This window comes from Saccharothrix sp., from assembly GCF_031180885.1.
In the GTDB taxonomy this organism is placed as follows: domain Bacteria; phylum Actinomycetota; class Actinomycetes; order Mycobacteriales; family Pseudonocardiaceae; genus Actinosynnema.
The window spans coordinates 190663-210562 of the sequence record NZ_JAPSLK010000007.1 but is presented as its reverse complement, the minus strand read 5'-3'; the positions used below and the strand labels follow the sequence as shown (position 1 = coordinate 210562).

The window sequence follows — 19900 nt, the reverse complement described above, 5'->3', positions numbered from 1 at the left end:
GTCCGTCCGTGCGCCGGCGTGGGGCCGGTCACACCATCCGGGAGCGATGGTTCACAGTGCCGATGTGCGGCCGATGTGCCCGCGATTCGCGGTCGATGTGCGCTTCGGGACCCCGCTGCGTCAGGCTCGCGGGTCCGCGGCGGCCCGTTTGCGGGCCGAGTAGGAACGGGCCTTCGCCCGGTTGCCGCACACGCGCATGGTGCACCAGCGCCGCGAGTGGTTGCGCGAGACGTCCCAGAACACCCAGCCGCACGTCTCGTCCGCGCACCGCTTGAGCCGCTGCGCCTGCCCGGTCACCGCCACCTCGGACCAGGCGATGGCCAGCACGCCCATCGCCTTGCGCGCGGCGGGCAGGGCCGGGTCCGGGCGCAGGCCGTGCCGGGGCGGCGGGCCGTTCGGGGCGGGGTCGGCGGACAGGAACACCAGCACCGGCAGGTCGCGCAGCACGGCGTTGGCCACCGCCAGCACGTGCGGCGACGACGGCCCGTCGCTGCCCAGCGCGTCCCGGACGCCGGCCCGCAGGTCCAGCAGCATCCGGTGCTCCTCGCGGGTCAACGCCACCGGCCGGTCCACCAGCCCGCGCGCCAGCAGCCACCCGGCCGCCTCGGGCGCGGAGGCCAGCACGTCGGTCTCGTCCTCCAGGTCGACGGTGTTCGCGAACGCGGCGACCAGCTCGGCCTCGGGAGACGCCTCGATCATTCGGCGACCTCCCTCATCGGTGCCCGGCTACGCCATTCGGTGGTTACTGCGCCGTGTCTACTACAGCATCGTCCTCTACGTGCGTACTGTCCAGTCAATCCGGTAGCCGGTTAACCCTCTGGAGCCGAAACATGGCCGAGCAGACCAGGGCCGTCGACGCGTCGCCCGAGACGGCGGCGGCTGAGGCGGTGGTGGCCGAAGCGGTGGTGGCCGACCCGAGCGGCCGCAACACCGCCGTGCTGGTGGGCTTCACCGCCGTCACGAACCTGACCGACGGCGTCACCAAGATCGCGTTCCCGCTGCTCGCCACCACCATCACCAGCTCGCCCGCGCAGATCTCCGGCGTGGCGCTGACCCTGTGGCTGCCCTGGTTGCTGGCGGCCCTGCACGTCGGCGTCCTGGTCGACCGGGTGGACCGGCGCAAGCTGCTGTGGGCGGCCAACCTGGTCCGGATCGCGGTGGTCGGCGGCGTGCTGTGGACGGTCGTCCGCGACGCGGTGTCCCTGCCGATCCTGTACGGCGGTGGTCTGGCCCTGGGTGTCGCCGAGGTCGTGGCTCTGACCTCCGCCGCCGCGCTGGTGCCCGATGCTGTCCGTCCCGCTCGCCGCGAACGCGCCAACTCTTGGGTCGCGGGGGCGGAGACGGTGTGCAACGAGTTCGCCGGACCACTGGTCGGCGGCCTGCTGGTGGCCGCCAGTGCCACCCTGGCGTTCGGGACGTCGGTTGCGGGCTACCTGATCGGCATCGTGATCCTGCTGGGGCTGGTCGGCACCTTCAAGGTGGCTCGCGCCACGGACGAGCCGCGCGAGTCGGTCAACAAGCAGATCGCGGCCGGTCTGAATTTCCTGTGGCACCAGCGGATGCTGCGGATGATGGCGCTGGTCCTGACCGTGCTGTGCGCGTGCTGGGGCGCGTGGTTCGGCCTGATGCCGTTGTACGCCACCAGTGTCATGGGGTTGGACGCCAAGGGGTACGGCGTGCTCATCAGTGCGATGGGCGTCGGCGGTGCTCTGGGTGCGTTCGTGACGACCACGTTGAACCGGTTGGTGGGGCGGCGGTGGGTGATGCTCGCCGACCTCATCGGCACGTTCGCGATGGTCATGGTGCCCGTGCTGTTCCCGTCCGTGTGGCTGGTCGCGGCGTCGGCGTTCGTCGGCGGGCTCGGCGGCACGCTGTGGACGGTCAACTCGCGCACGCTGAGCCAGGGCATCGTGCCCAGCGAGATGATGGGCCGCTACAACGCCGCCGCCCGGTTGTTCAGCTGGGGCGCGATCCCGTTGGGTGCGGGGTTGGCGGGCCTGCTGGCCGAGTGGTTCGGGATGAAGGTCGCGTTCGGGGTCTTCGCGGCGGCCGTGTTCGTCTTGATCGTCCCGTTCCTGCACACGTTCACCGCGAAGTCGCTGGCGGAAATCGAACCCCCCAAAGATTGACCGCCGCGCACACCGCCGTTCCCGGTCGCGACCGCTGGCGCACGCGACCGGGAACGCGGCGTACCCACCCACAAACCCCAGGTCGCCGCACACCCCAGCCACGCACCCGCCGCCCGGTAACGCATACCCACCACACCCATCCCGCCCGCGCTTTTCGCCGCGCCCCGCGCGGCGGGCTGCTCCCAGCCACGGCGGGGCTTCGGTTCCCCCATTGGCGGCCTGCCCGCCGGCGAGGCGCTTTTGATCTTGAGAGTGCGCAGCGCGTTCGAGCTCGAGAGCGCGTCAGTGCTGTTCAAGAGCGCGAAGCGCGTTCATTCTCCAGCAGCGCGGAGCGCGTTGCGTCTACACGCGCGAAGCGTGGATTTGAGAGTGTAAGCGCGGCTCTAAAGATTAAAGAGCCTCGCCGGCGGGCGAGCCGCCAAGGATGACACAACTACAACTGCGGGGCTTCTTGCTTGTGTCATCCCCGCATGACCACGGCAAAGCCGACCACAGATTTCCCGGGTGCCGCTGAAATTTTTTGCTCGTTCCTCACAAAGAATTTCGGCCGCACCCGGGAAATCTGTGGTAGCCCTTCGGGCGGGCCATACGGGGATGACACAAGCAAGAAGCCCAAGTTGAGGTGTGTGCCCCGGCGGCACTGCCCGGCGGCACTGCGCGCCGAAAAGCTGGGCGCCGAAAAGCTGGGCGCTGCGCGTCCCGGGTCAGGTGTCGGTCATGAAGTCTTGGATCAGTGCTGCCACTCGGCCCGGTGTCTCGACGACGGGGGAGTGGCCGGCCTCGGCGATCGTCTCGACCCGCGCCCCGACCGCCGCGTACCGCCGTGCCGATCTCGCCCCGTAGAACCGGTCCTGGCCGCCCAGGACCACCATCGTGGGCAGGCCCAGTTCCCGCACTCGCGTGTCGAGGGGGTTCGCGGCGAGTCTCCGGCGGCGTTGGACCAGGACGATCGGGAACATCCCGGCGTCCAAAGCCTTGTGGTCCTCCAGAGACTGCTGGACCAGAGTCGCGCCCACCCGGAAGCCCGGTGCCACCGCGTGTGCGGCGACCGCCCGTACCGCGAACGCCGGCGCGAAACGGTGCAACAGAGCCCCCACCAGCGGCAGCGTCATCAGGAAATCACCGGGCGGGAAGGTCGCGTCCGAGTAGTCCGGAGCCTGCGCCACGACCACCACTCGTGCCACCCGGCCCGACGTCTCCGCCAGCGACAGAGCCACGTCCGCGCCGAACGAGTGCCCGACCGCCACCACGTCCGACATCCCGAGCGACGCCAGCACGCCGGCCACGGCCCGAGCCTGTTCGTCGGCGTCCGCCGCCGGCCCGCCGGTCGCCCCGTGGCCCAGCAGGTCGACGCGGATCACCCGGCAACCGCCCAGCAGCGGCACCAGGCGGTCGAACCAGTGCAGTGAGCCACCGAAACCGTGGAGCAGCACGACCGGTGGGCCCTCGGCGGGGCCGTCCACCCGCACGTGAACGGCCCGCCCGCCAACCGACGCGAAAGACCCGGCGACCCGTCGTCTCACCGCAGGTCGCGCGCCAGAGCCAGGCCCGCCGCGCGGCCGGAGAAGATGCAGCCGCCCAGGAAAGTGCCCTCCAGGGCGTTGTAGCCGTGGACGCCACCGCCGCCGAAGCCGGCCACCTCGCCCGCCGCGTACAAGCCCGGCAGCACCGAGCCGTCCGCGCGGACCACCTGGGAGTCCAGGTTCGTCTCCAACCCGCCCAGCGTCTTGCGGGTGAGGATGTTCAAGCGCACGGCGATCAACGGACCGTGCGCCGGGTCGAGGATGCGGTGTGGCTTGGCCACCCGGGTGATCCGGTCGCCCAGGTAGCGGCGGGCGTGTTCGACGGCCGCCAGCTGGAGGTCCTTGCCGTACTTGTTGCCCAGCTCGCGATCCCTTGCGACGATCTGGCGCTCCAGGTCGTCGTGGTCGATCTTCGGGCCTCGGGCGATCTTGTTCATGCCGTCGACGAGTTCGCGCAGCGTCCGGGCGACGACGAAGTCCACCCCGTGCTGCTTGAACGCCTCCACCGGGCCGGGAGCACCCTTGGCCAGGCGGCTCTTCAAGGCCAGCTTGACGTCCTTGCTGGTGATGTCGGGGTTCTGCTCAGAACCCGACAGCGCGAACTCCTTCTCGATGATGGTCTGGGTCAGGACCAGCCACGAGTAGTCGTGGCCGTCGGCCAGGATCGCCTTCAGCGTGCCGTTGGTGTCGAAGCTCGGGTAGTTCGGCGCGGGCAGCCGGCGGCCCGCGGCGTCGAACCACAGCGACGACGGGCCGGCCAGGATGCGGATGGCGTGGTTCGGCCAGATCGGGTCCCAGTTGACGATGCCCTCGGTGTAGTTCCACATCCGGTCGCGGTTGACGACGTTCGCGCCGGCGGTTTCGCTGATCAGGAGCATGCGGCCGTCCACGTGCGCGGGGACGCCGGAGATCAGGGTTTCCGGGCACTTGCCGAGGCGTTCGGTGGGCCAGTACTTGCGGATCAGGTCGTGGTTGTGGCCGACGCCGCCGGAGGCGACCACCACGGCCGCCGCGCGGTGTTCGAACTCGCCGACGGTCTCGCGGGAGGAGGCCTTGCCGCGTTCGAGGTCGTCGCAGGGCTCCAGGACGGCTCCCCGGACACCGACCACGGCGCCGTCCTCGACGATCAGCTCGTCGACGCGGTGGCGGAAACCGAACTCCACCAGGCCGCGCTTCTCCGCGCCCAGGACGGGTTCCAGGAACACACGCACGACCTCGGGGCCGGTGCCCCAGGTGAGGTGGAAGCGGGGGACGGAGTTGCCGTGGCCGTCGGCCTTGCCGTCGCCGCGTTCGGCCCAGCCGACCATGGGCAGCACGCGCAAGCCCAGGTCGTGCAGGTACTGGCGCTTGCCGCCGGCGGCCCACTCGACGTAGGCCTGCGCCCAGCGCCGGGGCCAGTGGTCCTCGCGTTCGCGGTCGAACGCGGCGCTGCCCATCCAGTCCTGCATGGCCAGTTCGTAGCTGTCCTTGATGCCCAGCCGGCGCTGCTCGGGCGAGTCCACCAGGAACAACCCGCCCAGCGACCAGAAGGCCTGTCCGCCGAGGTTGTTGCGGTTCTCCTGGTCCAGCACCAGGACCCGTTTCCCCGCCTTGGCCAGCTCGTGCGTGGCGACCAGGCCGGCCAGTCCGGAACCGACGACGATGACGTCCGGGTTCATGCGTCCCCTCCGGGGGTGGTGTAGGCGAGCACGACAGCTTCGAAAAGGTCCAGCCGGCGGCGGCGCGCCGCGGGGTCGTCCGGCTCGACCAGGCACTGCACGGTCGTCCCGTCGTGCACGGCGACCAGCGCGAGCGCCAGCGCCCTCGGGTCGGCGACCTCGCGGCCGACCCGCCGCAGGAACGACACCAGGACCGGGGTGAGGGTGCCGGCGATCGCGTCCTCCCGCTGGGCGACGACCTCGCGCAACCCCGGCGTGCGCAACGCGTGCGCGGTGAACTCGGCGGTCACGCGGTACCAGGCGTCATCGACACCCACCGCCGCGTCGACCAGTTCCACGACGTCCCGCGCGGTGGTCAGGTCCGCGGTGTCCGCCGCCTCCAGCGCGCGCCGCAGGTCCTCCAGCAGGGTGTTCGACCGGTCCGCCCACATGGCCAGGAACAGCTCGTCCAGCGAGGCGAAGTTGGAGTAGAACGCGCCGCGGGTGAACCCGGCCCGCTCGCACACCTGCTCGACGCTGGCCCGGCCGAAGCCCTCGGCGGCGAACACCGCCAGCGCGGCCTCGTGCAGGCGGCGGCGCGTCTCGACCCGGCGGCGGGAGGGCGGCATGGCGGGACCTCACTCTCGATACACCAATGTATCGAATACGCCGGTGTATCGGAAGTGGTCAGAGCCAGCCGCGTTCCTTGGCCAACATGCCCGCCTGGAACCGGGTGGCCGCGCCCAGCCGGGACATCAGGTCCGCGACGTGCGCCCGGTACTTGCGCAGGGACACGTTCACGTCGCCGGGACGTGGACCAGCGTCAAGGAGCTGATGGCCGACCGGTACGCGCGGCGGCTCGCCGACCGGGGGATCGCGGCGCTGTCCGTTCGACTTCACCGGGTTCGGCGAGTCCACCGGCGGGCCGCGCGACGTGGAAGACCCGGCGCGCAAGGTCCGGGACGTCCACAACGCGCTGACGTTCCTGCCCACCCACCCGGAGGTGCTGGGCGACCGGCTGGGCGCGCTCGGCGTGTGCGCGGCGGCGATGTACATGGCGGGCAACGCCGTTATCGGGACATGCCGGGGATCTTGGCCGAGGCTGCCCGTGCGGGGTGCGGCGGGTGGTTCTCTTGTCGAGTCCGGCGGTGACGGCGTCGGACACCGGGAACGCGGTGTCGGAGTACATGATCCGGTCGGAGGAGGCGGTGCTGTCCTCGGGTCTGGAGTGGACGGTGTTGCGTCCCACGGGTTCATGTCGAAGTCGCTGCGCTGGCTGCCGCAGTTGTCGGTGGGGGACGCGGTTCGCGACGCGTTCGGCTCCGTGCCGGTGGCCATGATCGACCCTTGTGACATCGGTGCGGTGGCGGCCTCGGCTTTGACTTCGTCCGAGTTCGTCGGCCAGGTGCTGATGCTCAGTGGGCCGGAGCCGCTGCTGCCTGCCGACCGGGTTCGGGTGCTGGGGGAGGTCCTCGGCCGGGACCTGACGTTTGTGGGGCTGTCGGACGAGGAGGCGCGGGCGGAGATGTCGGCGGCGATGCCGGCGGAGTACGTGCGCGCGTTCTTCAGCTTCTACCGCGACGGCACGCTGGGCGAGTCCCGGCTCCACCCGACCGTCGAGCAGGTGACCGGCCGCCCGCCGCGCGACTTCCGGACGTGGGCGCAGGCGTACGCGGGGGAGTTCGCGACGCACTGACCGGAACGCCCTTCTCCGGCCGGGACCGGAGAAGGGCGGGTCCCGGTCGTCTTTGGTCCATGACTCGGCTCAGCCGGCCAGTGCCTCCCGGACGCGGGTGATCACCGCGTGTTCGTCCTCGCCCACGTGGCCATCCGCCGTGGCCACCTCCCGGCAGATCGACAGCACCGCCTCCGGGAACGCCCGCGCGTCCGCCGGGGCCTTCGTCGACAGGATCGCCGCGGACCGGCGCAGCGCGTCCAGGACACCCGCCTCCACGTCGGCGACCGTGCCCTCCGGCAACTCCGGGTGCGCGGCGGACAGGACCTCGCGCAAAGACGGCGAGAACGTGGACAGGGCGCGGATGCCGGCGTGGCTCTCCTGGTCGAGGGCGCCCGGCTCCGCGGTGGAGACCAGGACCATCGCGCCGAAGACGGCCGTGCGCAGGGTTCGGGCTTCGCTGTCGGTGTAGATCACCCGGTCAGCCTAGAGACCGGTAGATGTGATCTTCAGTAACTGCTACTTCAAGTTACACATATTTGGTATCGTCCCTCCCGACCCGGCGCACCGCAGGAGGCGACGATGCACGTCCTGGCACACGAGGCACCACCGGCGGGTGGGGCGGAGTTCACGCAGGTCCTGATCGCGGCGGCGATGGCGGCCGCGGTGTTCGTACCGGTGCTGCTGTTCGTGGTCGCGGAACGGGCCGGGCGGCCCAACCCGGTCGGGCGGCTGGCGGACCGGGCCGCGGACCGGACCGGGCTGCCGCGGTGGGCCGCGCTGCCGATGGGGCTCGCCGGGCTGTCGGGGTTCTCCGCGCTGGTCGGCGTGTACTGGGACGTCCCCATCCACATGGAACTCGGCCGCGACGAGGGTCCGCTGGCCAACCCGTCGCACTTCCCGATCTACTTCGGACTGATGGGCATCCTGGCCAGCGGCCTGATCAGCGCCGCCCTCGCCCGGGACCCGCTGCCGACACGCACCTTCCGCGTCTACAAGGACTGGCGCGTCCCCATGGGCAGTGTGCAGATGACGGCGACCGGGCTGGTGGGCGTGGCCGGGTTCCCGCTGGACGACGTGTGGCACCGGCTCTTCGGCCAGGACGTCACCGAGTGGGGCCCGACCCACATCCTCATGATCGGCGGCGGCGTCGGGGTCGTGCTCGGGCTGCAACTGCTGCTCGCCGAGGCACGCCAGGTCGGCGCGCACGGCCGGCTGGTGCGGCTGCTCGGGCCGGTGCTGGCGGGCGCGTGGCTGATGGGCGCCTCGACGTTCCTGATGGAGTTCGACCTGGGCGTGCCGCAGTTCCCGATGCTCGCGCAGGTGGTGCTGGTCGGGCTGATCGGGGCGTGGACGCTGACCATGGGCCGGCTGTCGTGGGGGCCGGGCGGGACGTTGATCGTGCTTGGTGTGCTGTTGGGCAGCCGGCTGCTGTTCTCCGCGATCCCGGCGGTGGCCGACCTGCACCTGGCCGTGCCGCTGCCGTACCTGGCGGAGGCCGTCGTGGTCGAGGCCGCGGCGCTGTTCCTGACCCGCTGGCGGTTCGCCCTGGTCGCCGGGATCGGCGCGGGCACCGTCGGCATGCTCGGCGAAGCCGCGCTGTCCCAGACGCTCATGCCCAACCCGTGGCCGTCACACCAGCTGGTCACCTACGTCGTCTACGGCACGGCCGCCGCGGTCGCCGGCGCGCTGATCGGCGTGTGGCAGCAGGAACGCGTCGACGAGGTCGCCGCACGCGCCGAGAGCACCGGTCCCCGCCACCTGCCCGGCCTGCTCGGCGCGCTCGCGGCGGTGGGGCTCATGGCCTCGGTCGCCGTGCCCCAGGATCCGGCGCCGTTGAGCGGGGACGTCAGGCTGACCGAGGCCATGGCCGGTTTCGAGGTCTCCAACCCCAACAGCGACGCCGCGCCCCGCTGGGCGCACGCCACCATCCGCCTGGACCGCCCGGTGGAGAACCCGGTGTGGCTCAACGGTTTCGCGTGGCAGGGCGGCGACTTCGCGACGACCCCGCTGGAGGACGTCGGCGACGGCGTCTACCGGACCGCCCAGCCCCTGCCCGTCTACGGCCAGTGGAAGTCCGGTGTCCGCCTGCACACGCCGGACGGCGTGATGGCCATCCTGCCGATCTACGCCCCGGCCGACCCGGCGGCGAACGCTGCCGCCATCGAGGCCCGGGACGGGGCGCGCGCGTTCATGGCGGAGATCGACTTCCTCCAGCGCGAGCGCAAGAGCGACACGCCGGCGGTCCTGTGGACGGTCGCCTACCTGGTCGTCGGCCTGATCTTCGCCGGCATGTGGGTGCTGTTCGCCTGGCTCTACGCGGGTGCCGCCCGAGTCCGCGGCCTGCACCGGGCGGTGTGAACGGGGGACGCGCTGCTCGGTACACCCGCGCAGCGCGTCCACCTTTACGACAGCCTGACGACCGTCAGGACAGCTTGGCGATCTGGGCCGCGACCTCGACCGGCGCCTCCAGCGGCAGCATGTGCCCGGCGTCCTCCACCACCACGGACTCGCCACCCACCGCCTCGGCCAACGCCCGCGCGTTGTACTCGCCCACCAGGCGGTCCTCGTCGCCCACGATCGCGATCACCGGCTTCTCCGCCGCCACCGTCAACGCCGCCTCGCGGTCGTAGCGGTCCACCGCCGGTCGGAACAGGGCGATCGTCTCCGGCCAGTGGCCCCACACCATGTCCGCGGTCAGGTCGACGTCCTCCGCGCGCGGCTGGTCACCGAACAGCCACCACCGCAACCCCGCCGTCTTGGCCGGCTCGATCCGCTCCCGCACCGCCCGGACCAGCGGCCCGAACGCCCGTTCCAGCTCGCGCACCAGCTTGCCCAACGCCTTGGGCCACGCCAACGAGGTCTCCGACAGGCCGCTGGCCGCCGTGGACACGAACACCAGCCCCGCGACCCGCTGCTTGTACAGCCGCGGCCGGCGCTCGGCCATCGCCATGGCCGCCATGCCGCCCATCGAGTGGCCCGCGACCACGACCTGGCCGGTGGGCACCAGGCGTTCGATCAGCTCGCCCAGGTCGTCGCCGAGCTGCTCGATGGTCGCGGTCTCGCGGGTGGCCGGGCTCGACGCGCCGTGGCCGCGGTGGTCGTAGGCGATGACCGCCACCGACTCGGGGAGTTCCGCGATCACCCGGTGCCAACTGCGGTGGTCCAACGCGTAGCCGTGCGCGAGCACCACGGTCACCTCGGCGTCGGGCGTGCCGCTGCGCACCACGTTCAGCTCGGTGCCGTCCTCCAGCCGCAACCGCTCGGTCGCCATACCGCCGTCCTTTCGTCGTCGGACCTCACCGGGTCCAACGACCGGCGGAACGGAACGTCACGGTTCTGGAGTGGACCCCAGCGCGCGCAGCCGGCGGTCGAGCAACCACGCGAACCCCTCGGGATCACCGACCACCATCTGGATCACCCGACCCTCCGCGCGCACCGCGACCACCGGCCCGCCCGGCGGCTCGTCGGCATGCGCCACCCACACCGCCGACACGTCCCGCAACGCCACTTCGCCCCCGTGCAGGTCACTCCCCGTACCGACCCGCCACCGCAACCACCGGTCGTCCACGGTCGCGAACGCCAACACCGGCTTCCACCCGGCCATCCCGGGCACGGATCGCGTCCGACTGCGCATCACCAGCGACGTCCCGGCGATCGCCCCACCCTCGGCGTCGAACAACACTTGATGGGCCCGCACCACCAGCACAACGCCGAGAATGGCGGCCACGACGGGCGGCACCACCAACACGGCGCGATCCGTCACCGCCGCAACCCCCACCACCTGCACCACGGCCCCGACGACGACCACCCACCACCCACTCCACCGCACGTAGCCGCGCAGGACGAAGAACACCACCGGCACCAGACACCCGATCCCCAGCACCACCCACCCTGCGGCTCCGCGCCCCCCACCCACCACGGCGGTCACGACACTCTCCACCGGCGGCCCGAGGAAACCGGTCACGAGCAGCGGAAACACCCGCCGCCACCGCCCGCGGAACTCGGCCAGCACGGCGGCGTGGGCGAAGAACGGCAACCCCACGGCGCACCTCCCGACCCCTCCAAGAGACCACGCCCAGCCCAAGACCGCCCGCCGAGCCGAGAAGTCGAACCCATCCATCCCCAGGTCGGCAGAATTGTCGGTACGTCGTGGGACAATGGAAGCGGGGGCCGGAGGCCGCGCACGCTGCTATCCACGCACGCCGGGCACTCAGCGCCGCAAAGCTACGCCCGCCGCCGCGATCACCACTCCAGCCGCCGCCCGCCACGCCATCTGCCGCCCAATCCGAGCCGTGGCACCCCCGGTCAGCCGTCCTTGAACCGGCCGTCCCAGACCGGCCGCCCCACCCGGCCGTTCCGAAATCGGCCCCGCACGCCGGCACGCGCAAAGAGCGGCCGCCGCACGACCCGGCGCACCCGGACCGCGCGGCGGCCACCCCACCTCAGCTGTTGCGCAAGAACCGGTCCAGCACCCGCACCCCGAACTGCAGCGCGTCCACCGGCACCCGCTCATCCACCCCGTGGAACAACCCCGAGAAGTCCAGATCCGCCGGCAACCGCAACGGCGCGAACCCGAAGTTCCGGATCCCCAACCGCTGGAACGACTTCGCATCCGTCCCACCCGACAACATGTACGGCAGCACCCGCGCCCCCGGGTCCTCCGCCGTGATCGACGCCGTCATGGCGTCCACCAGCGCCCCGTCGAACGTCGTCTCCACCGGCGGCAACCCGATCCACTCCCGCTCCACGTCGGGCCCCAGCAGCTCGGCCACCTCCCGGTCGAACGCCTCCTCCCGCCCGGGCAGGATCCGGCAGTCCACAGTGGCCTCCGCCACCGACGGGATCACGTTCGCCTTGTACCCCGCCGTCAACATCGTCGGGTTCGCGGTGTCCCGCAAAGTAGCCCCGATCATCCGCGACAGCGCGCCCAGCTTCCCGACCGCACCTTCGACATCGTCATCGGGGAAGTCCAGCCCGGTGATCTCCGAAACCCCGTCCAGGAACTCCCGCACCGACGGCGTGATCACCACCGGGAACCGGTGCTGCCCCAGCTTCGTCACCGCCGCCGCCAGCTTCGCGACCGCGTTGTCGTGGTGGATCATCGACCCGTGCCCGGCGGTCCCGCGCACCCGCAGCTTCAGCCACCGGATGCCCTTCTCCGCCGTCTCCACCAGGTACGCCCGCACGTCGTCCTTCAACGTGATCGAGAAGCCGCCCACCTCGGAAATCGCCTCGGTGACCCCCTCGAACAGCTCGGGCCGGTTGTCCACCAACCACTTCGCCCCGAACAACCCGCCGGCCTCTTCGTCGGCCAAGAACGCGAACACGATGTCCCGAGGCGGCACCACGCCGTCCCGCTTGAACCGGCGCGCCACCGCCAGCGACATGGCGACCATGTCCTTCATGTCGACGGCCCCGCGCCCCCACACGTACCCGTCCTGCACCGCGCCCGAGAACGGGTGCACCGACCACTCCGACGCGTCCGCCGGCACCACGTCCAGGTGACCGTGCACCAGCAGCGCCCCGCGCGACGGGTCGGCCCCGGCCAGCCGCGCGACGACGTTCCCGCGCCCCTTGGCCCCGGACTCCACGTAGGCCGTCTCGTACCCGACCTCTTCGAGCTTCTCCGCGACCCACTCGGCCGCCTCGCGTTCCCCGACGAGCGTCGTGGGATCCCCGGTGTTGGTGGTGTCGATCCTGATCAGCTCGCTGGCCAGGCCGACGACCTCGTCCTGCGCCACCCGGAGGCCTTCTTCGACGTTGCTCACCACGTCTTCCTACCACTCCGGCCCGACCTGCCTTGCGCCCGCGTTGCGGGGGAGGACCATGGGAGGTGTCCCCGATCGGAGGTGGCCCGCGATGCCGGACGACTTCTTCCGCTTCGGCGCCAACCCGCTGGAGGACCTGGTCGGCAAGCTCTTCCAGGGCCTGGGCGCGCCCACCTCACAGACCCGCCGCGCCGAGCGGTTCGGCCGTGACCTGACCGCCTCCGCCCGGGAGGGCGCGCTGGACCCGGTGGTCGGCCGGGACGACGTGATCGACGAGGTCGTCGAGGTGCTGTCCCGGCGGACCAAGAACAACCCGGTCCTGCTCGGCGACCCCGGCGTGGGCAAGACCGCGATCGTCGAGGGCATCGCGACCCGCATGGCCACCGGCGACGTGCCGCCCACCCTGGCCGGCAGGCGCCTGATCTCGGTCGACCTGGCCGCGATGGTCGCCGGCTCCAAGTACCGGGGCGAGTTCGAGGAGCGCCTCCAGGGCGTGATGGACGAGGTCGCCGCGACCAACCGCATGATCGTGCTGTTCATCGACGAACTCCACACCGTCGTGGGCGCCGGCAGCGCCGAGGGCGCGGTGATGGACGCGGCGAACATCCTCAAACCCGCCCTGACCACCGGCCGCCTGCAACTCATCGGCGCGACCACGGTCGAGGACTACCAACGCCACATCGTCAAGGACGCCGCCCTGGAACGCCGCTTCCAGCCCGTCCTGGTCGCCGAACCCACCCCGGACCAGGCCGTCACCATCCTGGTCGCCCTGCGCAGCCGGTACGAACGCCACCACGCGGTCCGCATCACCGACGAGGCGATCCAGGCCGCCGTCGAACTGTCGGCCCGCTACGTGACCGAACGCTTCCTCCCCGACAAGGCCATCGACCTCATGGACCGCGCCGGCGCGCGCGTCCGCCTGCGCCAGAAGACCCCGCCCCCCGACCTCGACGCCCTCGAAGAACGCGTCCGCGACCTCCGTGACGAAGACCTGCCGGACCCGTCCCGCCTGGCCGAAGCCGAAGCCGCCCTGGCCGCCGCCCGCGAGGAGCTGGCCAACGCCCCGGAGGTCGACGCCGACGACATCGCCGAGGTCGTGTCCCGCAGCACCGGCATCCCGGTGACCCAGCTGACCGAGTCCGAACGCCACCGCCTCCTGACCCTGGAGGACCAGCTCCACCGCCGGATCATCGGCCAGGACGAAGCCGTGGAAGCCGTGGCCGACGCCGTCCGCCTGGGCCGAGCCGGCCTCAAACACCCCCACCGCCCCACCGGCTCTTTCCTTTTCCTAGGACCGACCGGTGTGGGAAAGACCGAGGTGGCCCGCGCGCTGGCCGAATCCCTCTACGGCTCCCCGGACCGCCTGATCCGCTTCGACATGTCGGAATACGCCACCCAACACGTGGTTCCCCACTTGACCGCCGCGGTCCGCCGAACCCCTTATTCGGTGGTGTTGTTGGACGAGATCGACAAAGCCCACCCCGAAGTCCTGAACACCCTCCTCCAGGTCCTGGACACCGGCCGCCTGGCCGACCCCCACGGCCGAACGACGGACTTCGCCAACACCGTCATCATCATGACCAGCAACACCACCGCCGACCTCATCCACTTCCGCCCGGAATTCCTCAACCGCCTGGACGAAACGATCCGCTTCCGCTCCCTGGACGCCGAGGACCTGCGCCAGATAACGAAACTCCTCCTCAACGACACCCGCGCCCGCCTGGCCGCCCAGAACATCACCCTGGACGTCACCGACGAAGCGATCACCTGGCTGGCCACGACGAACCACACCCCGGATTCGGGTGCCCGCCCCCTCCGCCGAACAATCGCCAAAGAACTGGACCGCCGCCTTTCCCGGGCTTTGCTCACCGGCGACCTCCGCCCCGGCCACCACGTGTCCGTGACGATCCACAACAACGAACCGGCCCTCACCGTTTCCCAGGCCTCGATGTAGGCGGGCTTGTCGGCGGTCTCCGCCCGAGCGGCGCCGGCGGCTGGGACGTGGCGGAGCAAGGCCACCGCGAGGATGGCGACGACCGCGGAGATTCCGGCGCACACCGCCGCCGCCGTGCCGAAGCCGGACGTGAACGCTTCCCGGGCCGCGGAGACCAGCGACGCCCCTGCCTCACCGGGCAGCTTGGCCGCGTCGGCGATGGCACCGGACAACGTGTTGCCCGCCTCGGTACACGGCGAACAGCAGCGCGCTGCCGCCGACGGTGAGGACGCCGAGGAGCATGATGCTCAGCGCGCCGCTGAAGGCGCGGTTGCCGAACAGCGACACCTCCATCAGCGGGTTGCTGATCTTGCGCTGCCGCCGCACGAACAGCACGCCGAACACGACACCGGCGACGGCGGCGATCAGCGGCACGACGGCGAAGCCGTCCTTGGCGATCTCCTTCGGGGCGTAGATGATCGGCAGGATCGCCACCAGCGACAGCGCCACGCTGGCCAGGTCGAGCTTGCCGGCGGACGGGTCGCGGTGCTCGGGCAGCAGGACGGGCGCGGTCACCAGGAGCAGGATCATGACGGGCCCGCCCATCAGGAACACCGAGCCCCACCAGAACCACTGGAGCAGCGCGCCGCCGATGACCGGGCCGATGGCCGTGCCGCCCATGAAGCACGCCATCCAGATGCCGATCGCCGACGCCCGCTGCTTGGGGTCGGTGAACATCGTGGTGATGAGCGACAGCGTGGACGGCATGAGCGTCGCGCCCGCGATGCCGAGCAGCGCCCGGGTGGCGATCAGCATCTCGGCCGAGGTCGAGTAGGCCGCCAGCACCGAGGCCGCGGCGAAGGCCACGGCGCCGATCATCAGCAGCTTCCGCCGGCCGATGCGGTCGCCGAGGGTGCCCATGGTGACCAGGAACCCGGCGATCATGAAGCCGTAGATGTCCATGATCCACAGCTGCTGCGCGCCGTCCGGCGCCAAGTCGGCGCTCAGGTTGGGCAGCGCGAGGAACAGGACGCTGAAGTCGAGTGCCAGCAGGATGGTGGGCAGGGCCAGCACGGCCAGCCCCAGCCACTCCTTGCGCCCGGCCGGCGCGCCGGGCTCGGTCGTGGAGTCCATGATGAGTCCATTCCAGCCTGGTCAGAAGCGCCAGCGGGTGGGCGCGAACTTGTCGCTGGTCGGGAAGCCGAACACGGTGACCGGGTCGACCTCGTAGACGGCGAACGGCCCGTCGCCCGCGGTCGGCGCCGCGTAGGGGGCGGTGAACGCGGCGTCGACGATGGTCACCGGCCAGCCGTACTTCTCCCTGTACGCGGCGGCGACCTGTTCCAGCCGCGCCAGGTCGGTGACCCGCGCGGCCGTGCCCTCGACCACCAGGTCCAGGTCGTCGGTGGACGCCGAGATGGCGAAGTGGCCGGTGGCGTCGATGTTGCGGCTCTTGCGGGCGGTCGGGTCCGACGAGAGGTACAGCGCACCGTCCACCCAGACCGCGAGCACGGGCCGCAGGTGCGGTCGCCCGTTCGGGTGGCTCGTGGCGGTCCAGTAGGACTGCGCCCCGGCCAGCCGCTCGCGCGCCTGCGCCCACGGCGCCGGCCTGCCCCCGTCGGCGCCCAGCACCTCCGCGGAAGCGGGCTCCTTGGCGTTCACTGTCGTTGCTCCTCTCGGACTTTCTTCTCGGATGGGGAAGGATTCAGGCGGGGTAGGGAGACGTCGAGCGCGCCTGGCGCAGCGCCGCGGCCCACCAGACGAGCCGGTCGGCGGTCGTGCGCACCCACCATCCGACACGGCCCCTACGGTCGACTTACCGTCCGCTTTCGGGTTCACGGCAACGACTCGGCTGCGTCCTCCCGGCCAGGGCGACCTGCCCCGCTCCCCGCGCCGCTGGAGGTGCTTGTCACCGCCGACATGGACTCCTATTCGGACGTGCCGCTGCCCGCGTTCACGCTCCCACGCGGCACCGAACCGCTGTACTCGGGCTCAGGCCGGTCGCCGGCCCCGCTCCGGACTTCCCCGAGCGGGTCAGGATTTCGTCGATGGCCCGGGCGGTCAGGGTGGCGCCGCGGGTCAGGGCCGCGTCGAGCGCGGCGGCGTCGAGGGTTTGCACGACCCGGGCGGACACCCGGTCGTAGTCGCCGCGTTCGGCGGGCGGGAGCGGGGCGCCGACCGAGGCGCGGGCCGCGGTCGCCGCGCCGAGCAGGAGCGCGCCGGCCTCGGCCCGCCCGTCGAGGGTCAGGGCGCCGGCCAGGCCCTCCAGCGCCAGCGCGACCGCGCGGGGGTCGCCGGACTTCCGCGCGATCGCCAGGCCGGTCTTGTGGTGGTCCGCGGCCCCGGCCGGGTCGCCGCGCAGTTCGGCGACGAAGCCCAACTCGGCGACCACCAGCGCGTGCCCGACGCCCTCGGCGAAGTCCGAGCCCCGGCTCCACTCCAGCAGGCGGCGCAGGCACGCCTCGGCGGCGTCGAGGTCGCCCTCGCGGCGCGCGCCCAGCGCCAGGCCCAGTTCCGCGCTGACCTCGGCGGTCTTCGCGTTCTGCTCGGCCGCCATGCGCAGCGCCCGGCCGTGCGACTCCCGCGCGGTCGCGAAGTCCCCGGTCAGCAGCGCCACCCGGCCCAGGCCGTTGAGCCGGTCCACGACCTCCGGCCACAGCCCGAGCTGCTCGGCGGCGCGCAGACCCTCCTGGTGCAGCCGCGCCGCCAGCGCGTAGTCGCCGCGGATCTCGGCGAGCGCGGCCAGCGCCGCGGACGCCCTCGACTGCCCCCACCGGTCCCCGACCTCGGCGAACAGCGCCGCGCCGCGGCTGCCGTCGCGGCCCAGCGCGGCCAGGTCGCCCCGGGCCAGCGCCTGGGTCGCGCGCGTGCTCAACGCCGCTGCCGTCCCCCAGCGGTCGCCCGCCGCCTCGAACTCCGCGAGCGCACGGTTGACCAGGTCGCCTTCGGCGGCGACGTCCCCGGTGCGCGACACCGCGTGGTCGAGGAACCAGAACGCCCGCGCCCGGCCCTCGGAGAAGTGCTCGAACAGCTCCACCACCCGCGCGATCCGGGCCGTCCGGTCGGTGCTGTCGCCTTGGAGGACCGCGATCCCGGCCCGCCACGCCAGGGCCGCCGCCACGAGCGGACCGTCCCCGCCGAGGCCCACGGCCGCGTCGAGGGACCGGCGCGCCTCGGCGAACCGGCCGCGCAGGCACCAGTACCAGGCCAGCGCGTTCACCAGCCGCAACGCCGCGTCCCGGCTGCTGTCGTCCCGGCCGGCGTCGCGGACCGTCCCGTCGAAGGCGGCGCGCAGGTGCGCCGACTCCCGGTCCAGCCGCTCCAACCAGCGCCGCTGGTCGGCCGCCCGCAGGTGCGGCTCGGCCCGTTCGGCCAGCGCCAGGTAGTACTCGCGGTGCCGCAGCCGCACCGCCTCCGCCTCGCCCGGGTCACCCGGCTGGTCGAGGCAGTACGCGGCGACCGACTCCAGCAGCCGGTACCGGGGTTCGCCCGCCTCGACCGGCACCACCAGCGACCGGTCCACCAGCCGGGTCAGCAGGTCGAGCACGTCGGCCGGGGCCACGTCGCCGCCCGCGCACACCGCCTCCGCCGCCTCCAGCGTCGCGCTCTCCCCGTGCCGGGCGAGCCGGCGCAGGACCGCGCGCTCGGGGTCGGTGAGCAGGTCCCAGCTCCAGTCGATCATCGCGCGCAGCGTCCGCTGCCGGGGTGCCGCGCCCCGGTAGCCGGTGGCCAGCAGCCGGAACCGGTCGTCGAGCCGTTCCACCAGGCCGGACACGCCCAGCGCGCGCACCCGGTTGGCGGCCAGCTCCAGCGCGAGCGGGATGCCGTCGAGCCGCCGGCACAGCACGGCCACGTCCTCGGCGTTGTCGTCGTCGAGCCGGAACCCGGGCGAGACCGCCGCCGCCCGCGCCACGAACAGCTCGACGGCGCCCGCGCGGTCCAGCGGCGCCACGTCGCGGCGGACCTCGCCGGCCAGGCCGAGCGGTTCCTGGCTGGTCGCCAGCACCCGCAGTCGGGGCGCGGCGCGCAGCAGCCGGTCCACCAGTTCGGCGGCGGGCGCCACGACGTGCTCGCAGTTGTCCAGCACGAGCAGCGCTTCCCGGGTCCGCAGGGCGTCGGCCAGCCGGGCGACCGGGTCCAGCGGCTGGCCGACCGCCGCGTCGTCGCGCAGCCCCAGCGCCGTGGTCACCGCCTCCACCAGCGGTTCTGGCGTGGCTGCGGTCAGCGGGGCCAGCTCGACCAGCCACACGCCGTCCGGGAACGACCCGGTGAGCTGGGAGGCCGTCTCCACCGCGAGGCGGGTCTTGCCGACACCGCCGGGTCCGGTGAGCGTGACCAGCCGCGCCGCGCCGAGCGCCGACCGCACGCCGGCCAGGTCGTCGTCCCGGCCCACGAGGTCGCTGAGCTGGGCGGGCAGGTTGCCGCGCGGCGCGGGAGCGGTCGCGTCCAGGGCGGGATCGCGGGTGAGGACCGCCTGGTGCAGGGCCTTGAGCCCGGCGCTGGGGTCCAGGCCCAGTTCGTCGGCCAGCCGTTCGCGCAGCTCCCGATAGCTGTCCAGCGCCGCGCTCTGCCGGCCCGCCGCGTACAGGGCGCGCACGTGCGCCGCGCGCAGGCGTTCGCGCAGCGGGTAGCGGGCGACGAGGTCCTCCAGCTCGGCGACCAGTCCGGTGTGCTCGCCCAGCCCCAGCCGTGCCTCGGCGCGCAGCTCCAGCGCCGTCAGCCGGTCCTCCTCCAACCGGGCGGTGACCGGCCGGGCGAACGGCTCGTCGGCGAAGTCCGCCAGCGCCGGGCCGCGCCACAGCTCCAGCGCCCGCGCGAGCAGGTCCGCCCGGGTCGCCGGGTCGGCGGTGGCGGCCCGCCCGGTCAGGGCGTGGAACCGGCCGACGTCGGTGCGCTCCGCCGGCACGTCGAGCAGGTAGCCCGGCGGCTGGGACACGACCAGGGCGCGGGCGCCGGGTTCGGCGTCGTCGAGCGCCCTGCGCAGTTGGGAGACCTTGACCTGCAACGCCGAGTGCGGGTTGTTGGGCAGCGCCTCGCCCCACAGGTCGTCGATGAGGCGCGCGGCCGGGACGAGGCCGCCGCGGTGCGCGACGAGGTCGGCCAACAGGGCGCGCACCTTCACGCCGGGCACCGCGACCGGGACGCCCGCATCCGTCCAGACGGCCAGTGGACCGAGCACGTCGAAGCGCACACGAGCACGATAACGCCTCGCACATCGGAGGATGCGGAGCG

14 protein-coding genes and 1 pseudogene are annotated in these 19900 nt (G+C 72.4%); 4 read left to right on the top strand and 11 right to left on the bottom strand.

From position 1 onward, the window contains the following. Positions 1 to 120: 120 nt before the first annotated feature. Positions 121 to 699, bottom strand: coding sequence for a CGNR zinc finger domain-containing protein (locus tag RIN75_RS12835; protein WP_309112091.1), 579 nt, complete (start codon positions 697 to 699; stop codon positions 121 to 123). Between the two features lie 131 nt (positions 700 to 830). Here RIN75_RS12835 and RIN75_RS12830 point away from each other — a divergent pair, with 131 nt between their 5' ends. Beyond that, positions 831 to 2129, top strand: a complete 1299-nt coding sequence (locus RIN75_RS12830) for an MFS transporter (protein WP_309112090.1) — start codon at positions 831 to 833, stop codon at positions 2127 to 2129. A gap of 704 nt (positions 2130 to 2833) precedes the next feature. Here the strand turns inward: RIN75_RS12830 and RIN75_RS12825 are convergent. Genes RIN75_RS12825 through RIN75_RS12815 form a run of 3 tightly spaced genes read right to left on the bottom strand, consistent with a single transcriptional unit; the run spans position 2834 to position 5918 of the window. After that, positions 2834 to 3652 carry an alpha/beta hydrolase gene (locus RIN75_RS12825; protein WP_309112089.1) on the bottom strand — a complete coding sequence of 273 codons (819 nt, stop codon included), beginning with the start codon at positions 3650 to 3652 and terminating at the stop codon, positions 2834 to 2836. Beyond that, entirely contained in the window at positions 3649 to 5310 is a 1662-nt protein-coding gene (locus RIN75_RS12820) for an FAD-binding dehydrogenase (RefSeq protein WP_309112088.1), read from the bottom strand. The genes RIN75_RS12825 and RIN75_RS12820 overlap by 4 nt, the downstream gene beginning before the upstream one ends. Continuing rightward, complete coding sequence (locus RIN75_RS12815; protein WP_309112087.1) at positions 5307 to 5918, bottom strand: TetR/AcrR family transcriptional regulator; 612 nt, start codon at positions 5916 to 5918, stop codon at positions 5307 to 5309. The genes RIN75_RS12820 and RIN75_RS12815 overlap by 4 nt, the downstream gene beginning before the upstream one ends. A gap of 305 nt (positions 5919 to 6223) precedes the next feature. Here RIN75_RS12815 and RIN75_RS12810 point away from each other — a divergent pair, with 305 nt between their 5' ends. Further along, complete coding sequence (locus RIN75_RS12810; RefSeq protein WP_309112086.1) at positions 6224 to 6985, top strand: nucleoside-diphosphate sugar epimerase; 762 nt, start codon at positions 6224 to 6226, stop codon at positions 6983 to 6985. A 69-nt stretch (positions 6986 to 7054) separates the two neighbouring features. Here the strand turns inward: RIN75_RS12810 and RIN75_RS12805 are convergent, their stop codons facing one another. Beyond that, positions 7055 to 7441 (bottom strand): hypothetical protein, encoded by a 387-nt coding sequence (locus RIN75_RS12805; RefSeq protein WP_309112085.1) that lies wholly within the window; start codon positions 7439 to 7441, stop codon positions 7055 to 7057. Positions 7442 to 7546: 105 nt separating this feature from the next. Here RIN75_RS12805 and RIN75_RS12800 point away from each other — a divergent pair, with 105 nt between their 5' ends. Continuing rightward, positions 7547 to 9325 carry a hypothetical protein gene (locus RIN75_RS12800; RefSeq protein ID WP_309112084.1) on the top strand — a complete coding sequence of 593 codons (1779 nt, stop codon included), beginning with the start codon at positions 7547 to 7549 and terminating at the stop codon, positions 9323 to 9325. A gap of 64 nt (positions 9326 to 9389) precedes the next feature. Here the strand turns inward: RIN75_RS12800 and RIN75_RS12795 are convergent, their stop codons facing one another. The 3 genes from RIN75_RS12795 to RIN75_RS12785 all read right to left on the bottom strand — a co-directional run bounded on the left by RIN75_RS12795 (position 9390) and on the right by RIN75_RS12785 (position 12735). Beyond that, positions 9390 to 10238 (bottom strand): alpha/beta hydrolase, encoded by an 849-nt coding sequence (locus RIN75_RS12795; protein ID WP_309112083.1) that lies wholly within the window; start codon positions 10236 to 10238, stop codon positions 9390 to 9392. Between the two features lie 57 nt (positions 10239 to 10295). After that, on the bottom strand, positions 10296 to 11009 hold the full coding sequence (locus tag RIN75_RS12790; protein ID WP_309112082.1) for a hypothetical protein: 714 nt from the start codon (positions 11007 to 11009) through the stop codon (positions 10296 to 10298). Between the two features lie 400 nt (positions 11010 to 11409). Continuing rightward, positions 11410 to 12735 (bottom strand): M20/M25/M40 family metallo-hydrolase, encoded by a 1326-nt coding sequence (locus RIN75_RS12785; RefSeq protein WP_309112081.1) that lies wholly within the window; start codon positions 12733 to 12735, stop codon positions 11410 to 11412. A 91-nt stretch (positions 12736 to 12826) separates the two neighbouring features. On the opposite strand from RIN75_RS12785, the gene RIN75_RS12780 reads away from it, so the two are divergent. Next, positions 12827 to 14689: an ATP-dependent Clp protease ATP-binding subunit gene (locus tag RIN75_RS12780; protein WP_309112080.1), complete on the top strand. Its 1863-nt coding sequence runs from the start codon at positions 12827 to 12829 to the stop codon at positions 14687 to 14689. Between the two features lie 237 nt (positions 14690 to 14926). Here RIN75_RS12780 and RIN75_RS12775 read toward each other — a convergent pair. From RIN75_RS12775 to RIN75_RS12765, 3 genes and pseudogenes are all read right to left on the bottom strand, one after another. Beyond that, positions 14927 to 15802, bottom strand: a pseudogene (locus tag RIN75_RS12775) (MFS transporter); the annotation flags it as partial. Between the two features lie 21 nt (positions 15803 to 15823). Next, positions 15824 to 16330, bottom strand: coding sequence for a pyridoxamine 5'-phosphate oxidase family protein (locus RIN75_RS12770; protein ID WP_309112079.1), 507 nt, complete (start codon positions 16328 to 16330; stop codon positions 15824 to 15826). A 292-nt stretch (positions 16331 to 16622) separates the two neighbouring features. Beyond that, on the bottom strand, positions 16623 to 19859 hold the full coding sequence (locus tag RIN75_RS12765) for a BTAD domain-containing putative transcriptional regulator (protein WP_309112078.1): 3237 nt from the start codon (positions 19857 to 19859) through the stop codon (positions 16623 to 16625). Positions 19860 to 19900: the final 41 nt, after the last annotated feature.

Coding starts and splice junctions, on each gene's coding strand:
- RIN75_RS12780 (WP_309112080.1), top strand. CDS start 12,827: ATGCCGGACGACTTCTTCCGCTTCGGCGCCAACCCGCTGGAGGACCTG.
- RIN75_RS12795 (WP_309112083.1), bottom strand. CDS start 10,238: ATGGCGACCGAGCGGTTGCGGCTGGAGGACGGCACCGAGCTGAACGTG.
- RIN75_RS12820 (WP_309112088.1), bottom strand. CDS start 5,310: ATGAACCCGGACGTCATCGTCGTCGGTTCCGGACTGGCCGGCCTGGTC.
- RIN75_RS12835 (WP_309112091.1), bottom strand. CDS start 699: ATGATCGAGGCGTCTCCCGAGGCCGAGCTGGTCGCCGCGTTCGCGAAC.
- RIN75_RS12815 (WP_309112087.1), bottom strand. CDS start 5,918: ATGCCGCCCTCCCGCCGCCGGGTCGAGACGCGCCGCCGCCTGCACGAG.
- RIN75_RS12830 (WP_309112090.1), top strand. CDS start 831: ATGGCCGAGCAGACCAGGGCCGTCGACGCGTCGCCCGAGACGGCGGCG.
- RIN75_RS12800 (WP_309112084.1), top strand. CDS start 7,547: ATGCACGTCCTGGCACACGAGGCACCACCGGCGGGTGGGGCGGAGTTC.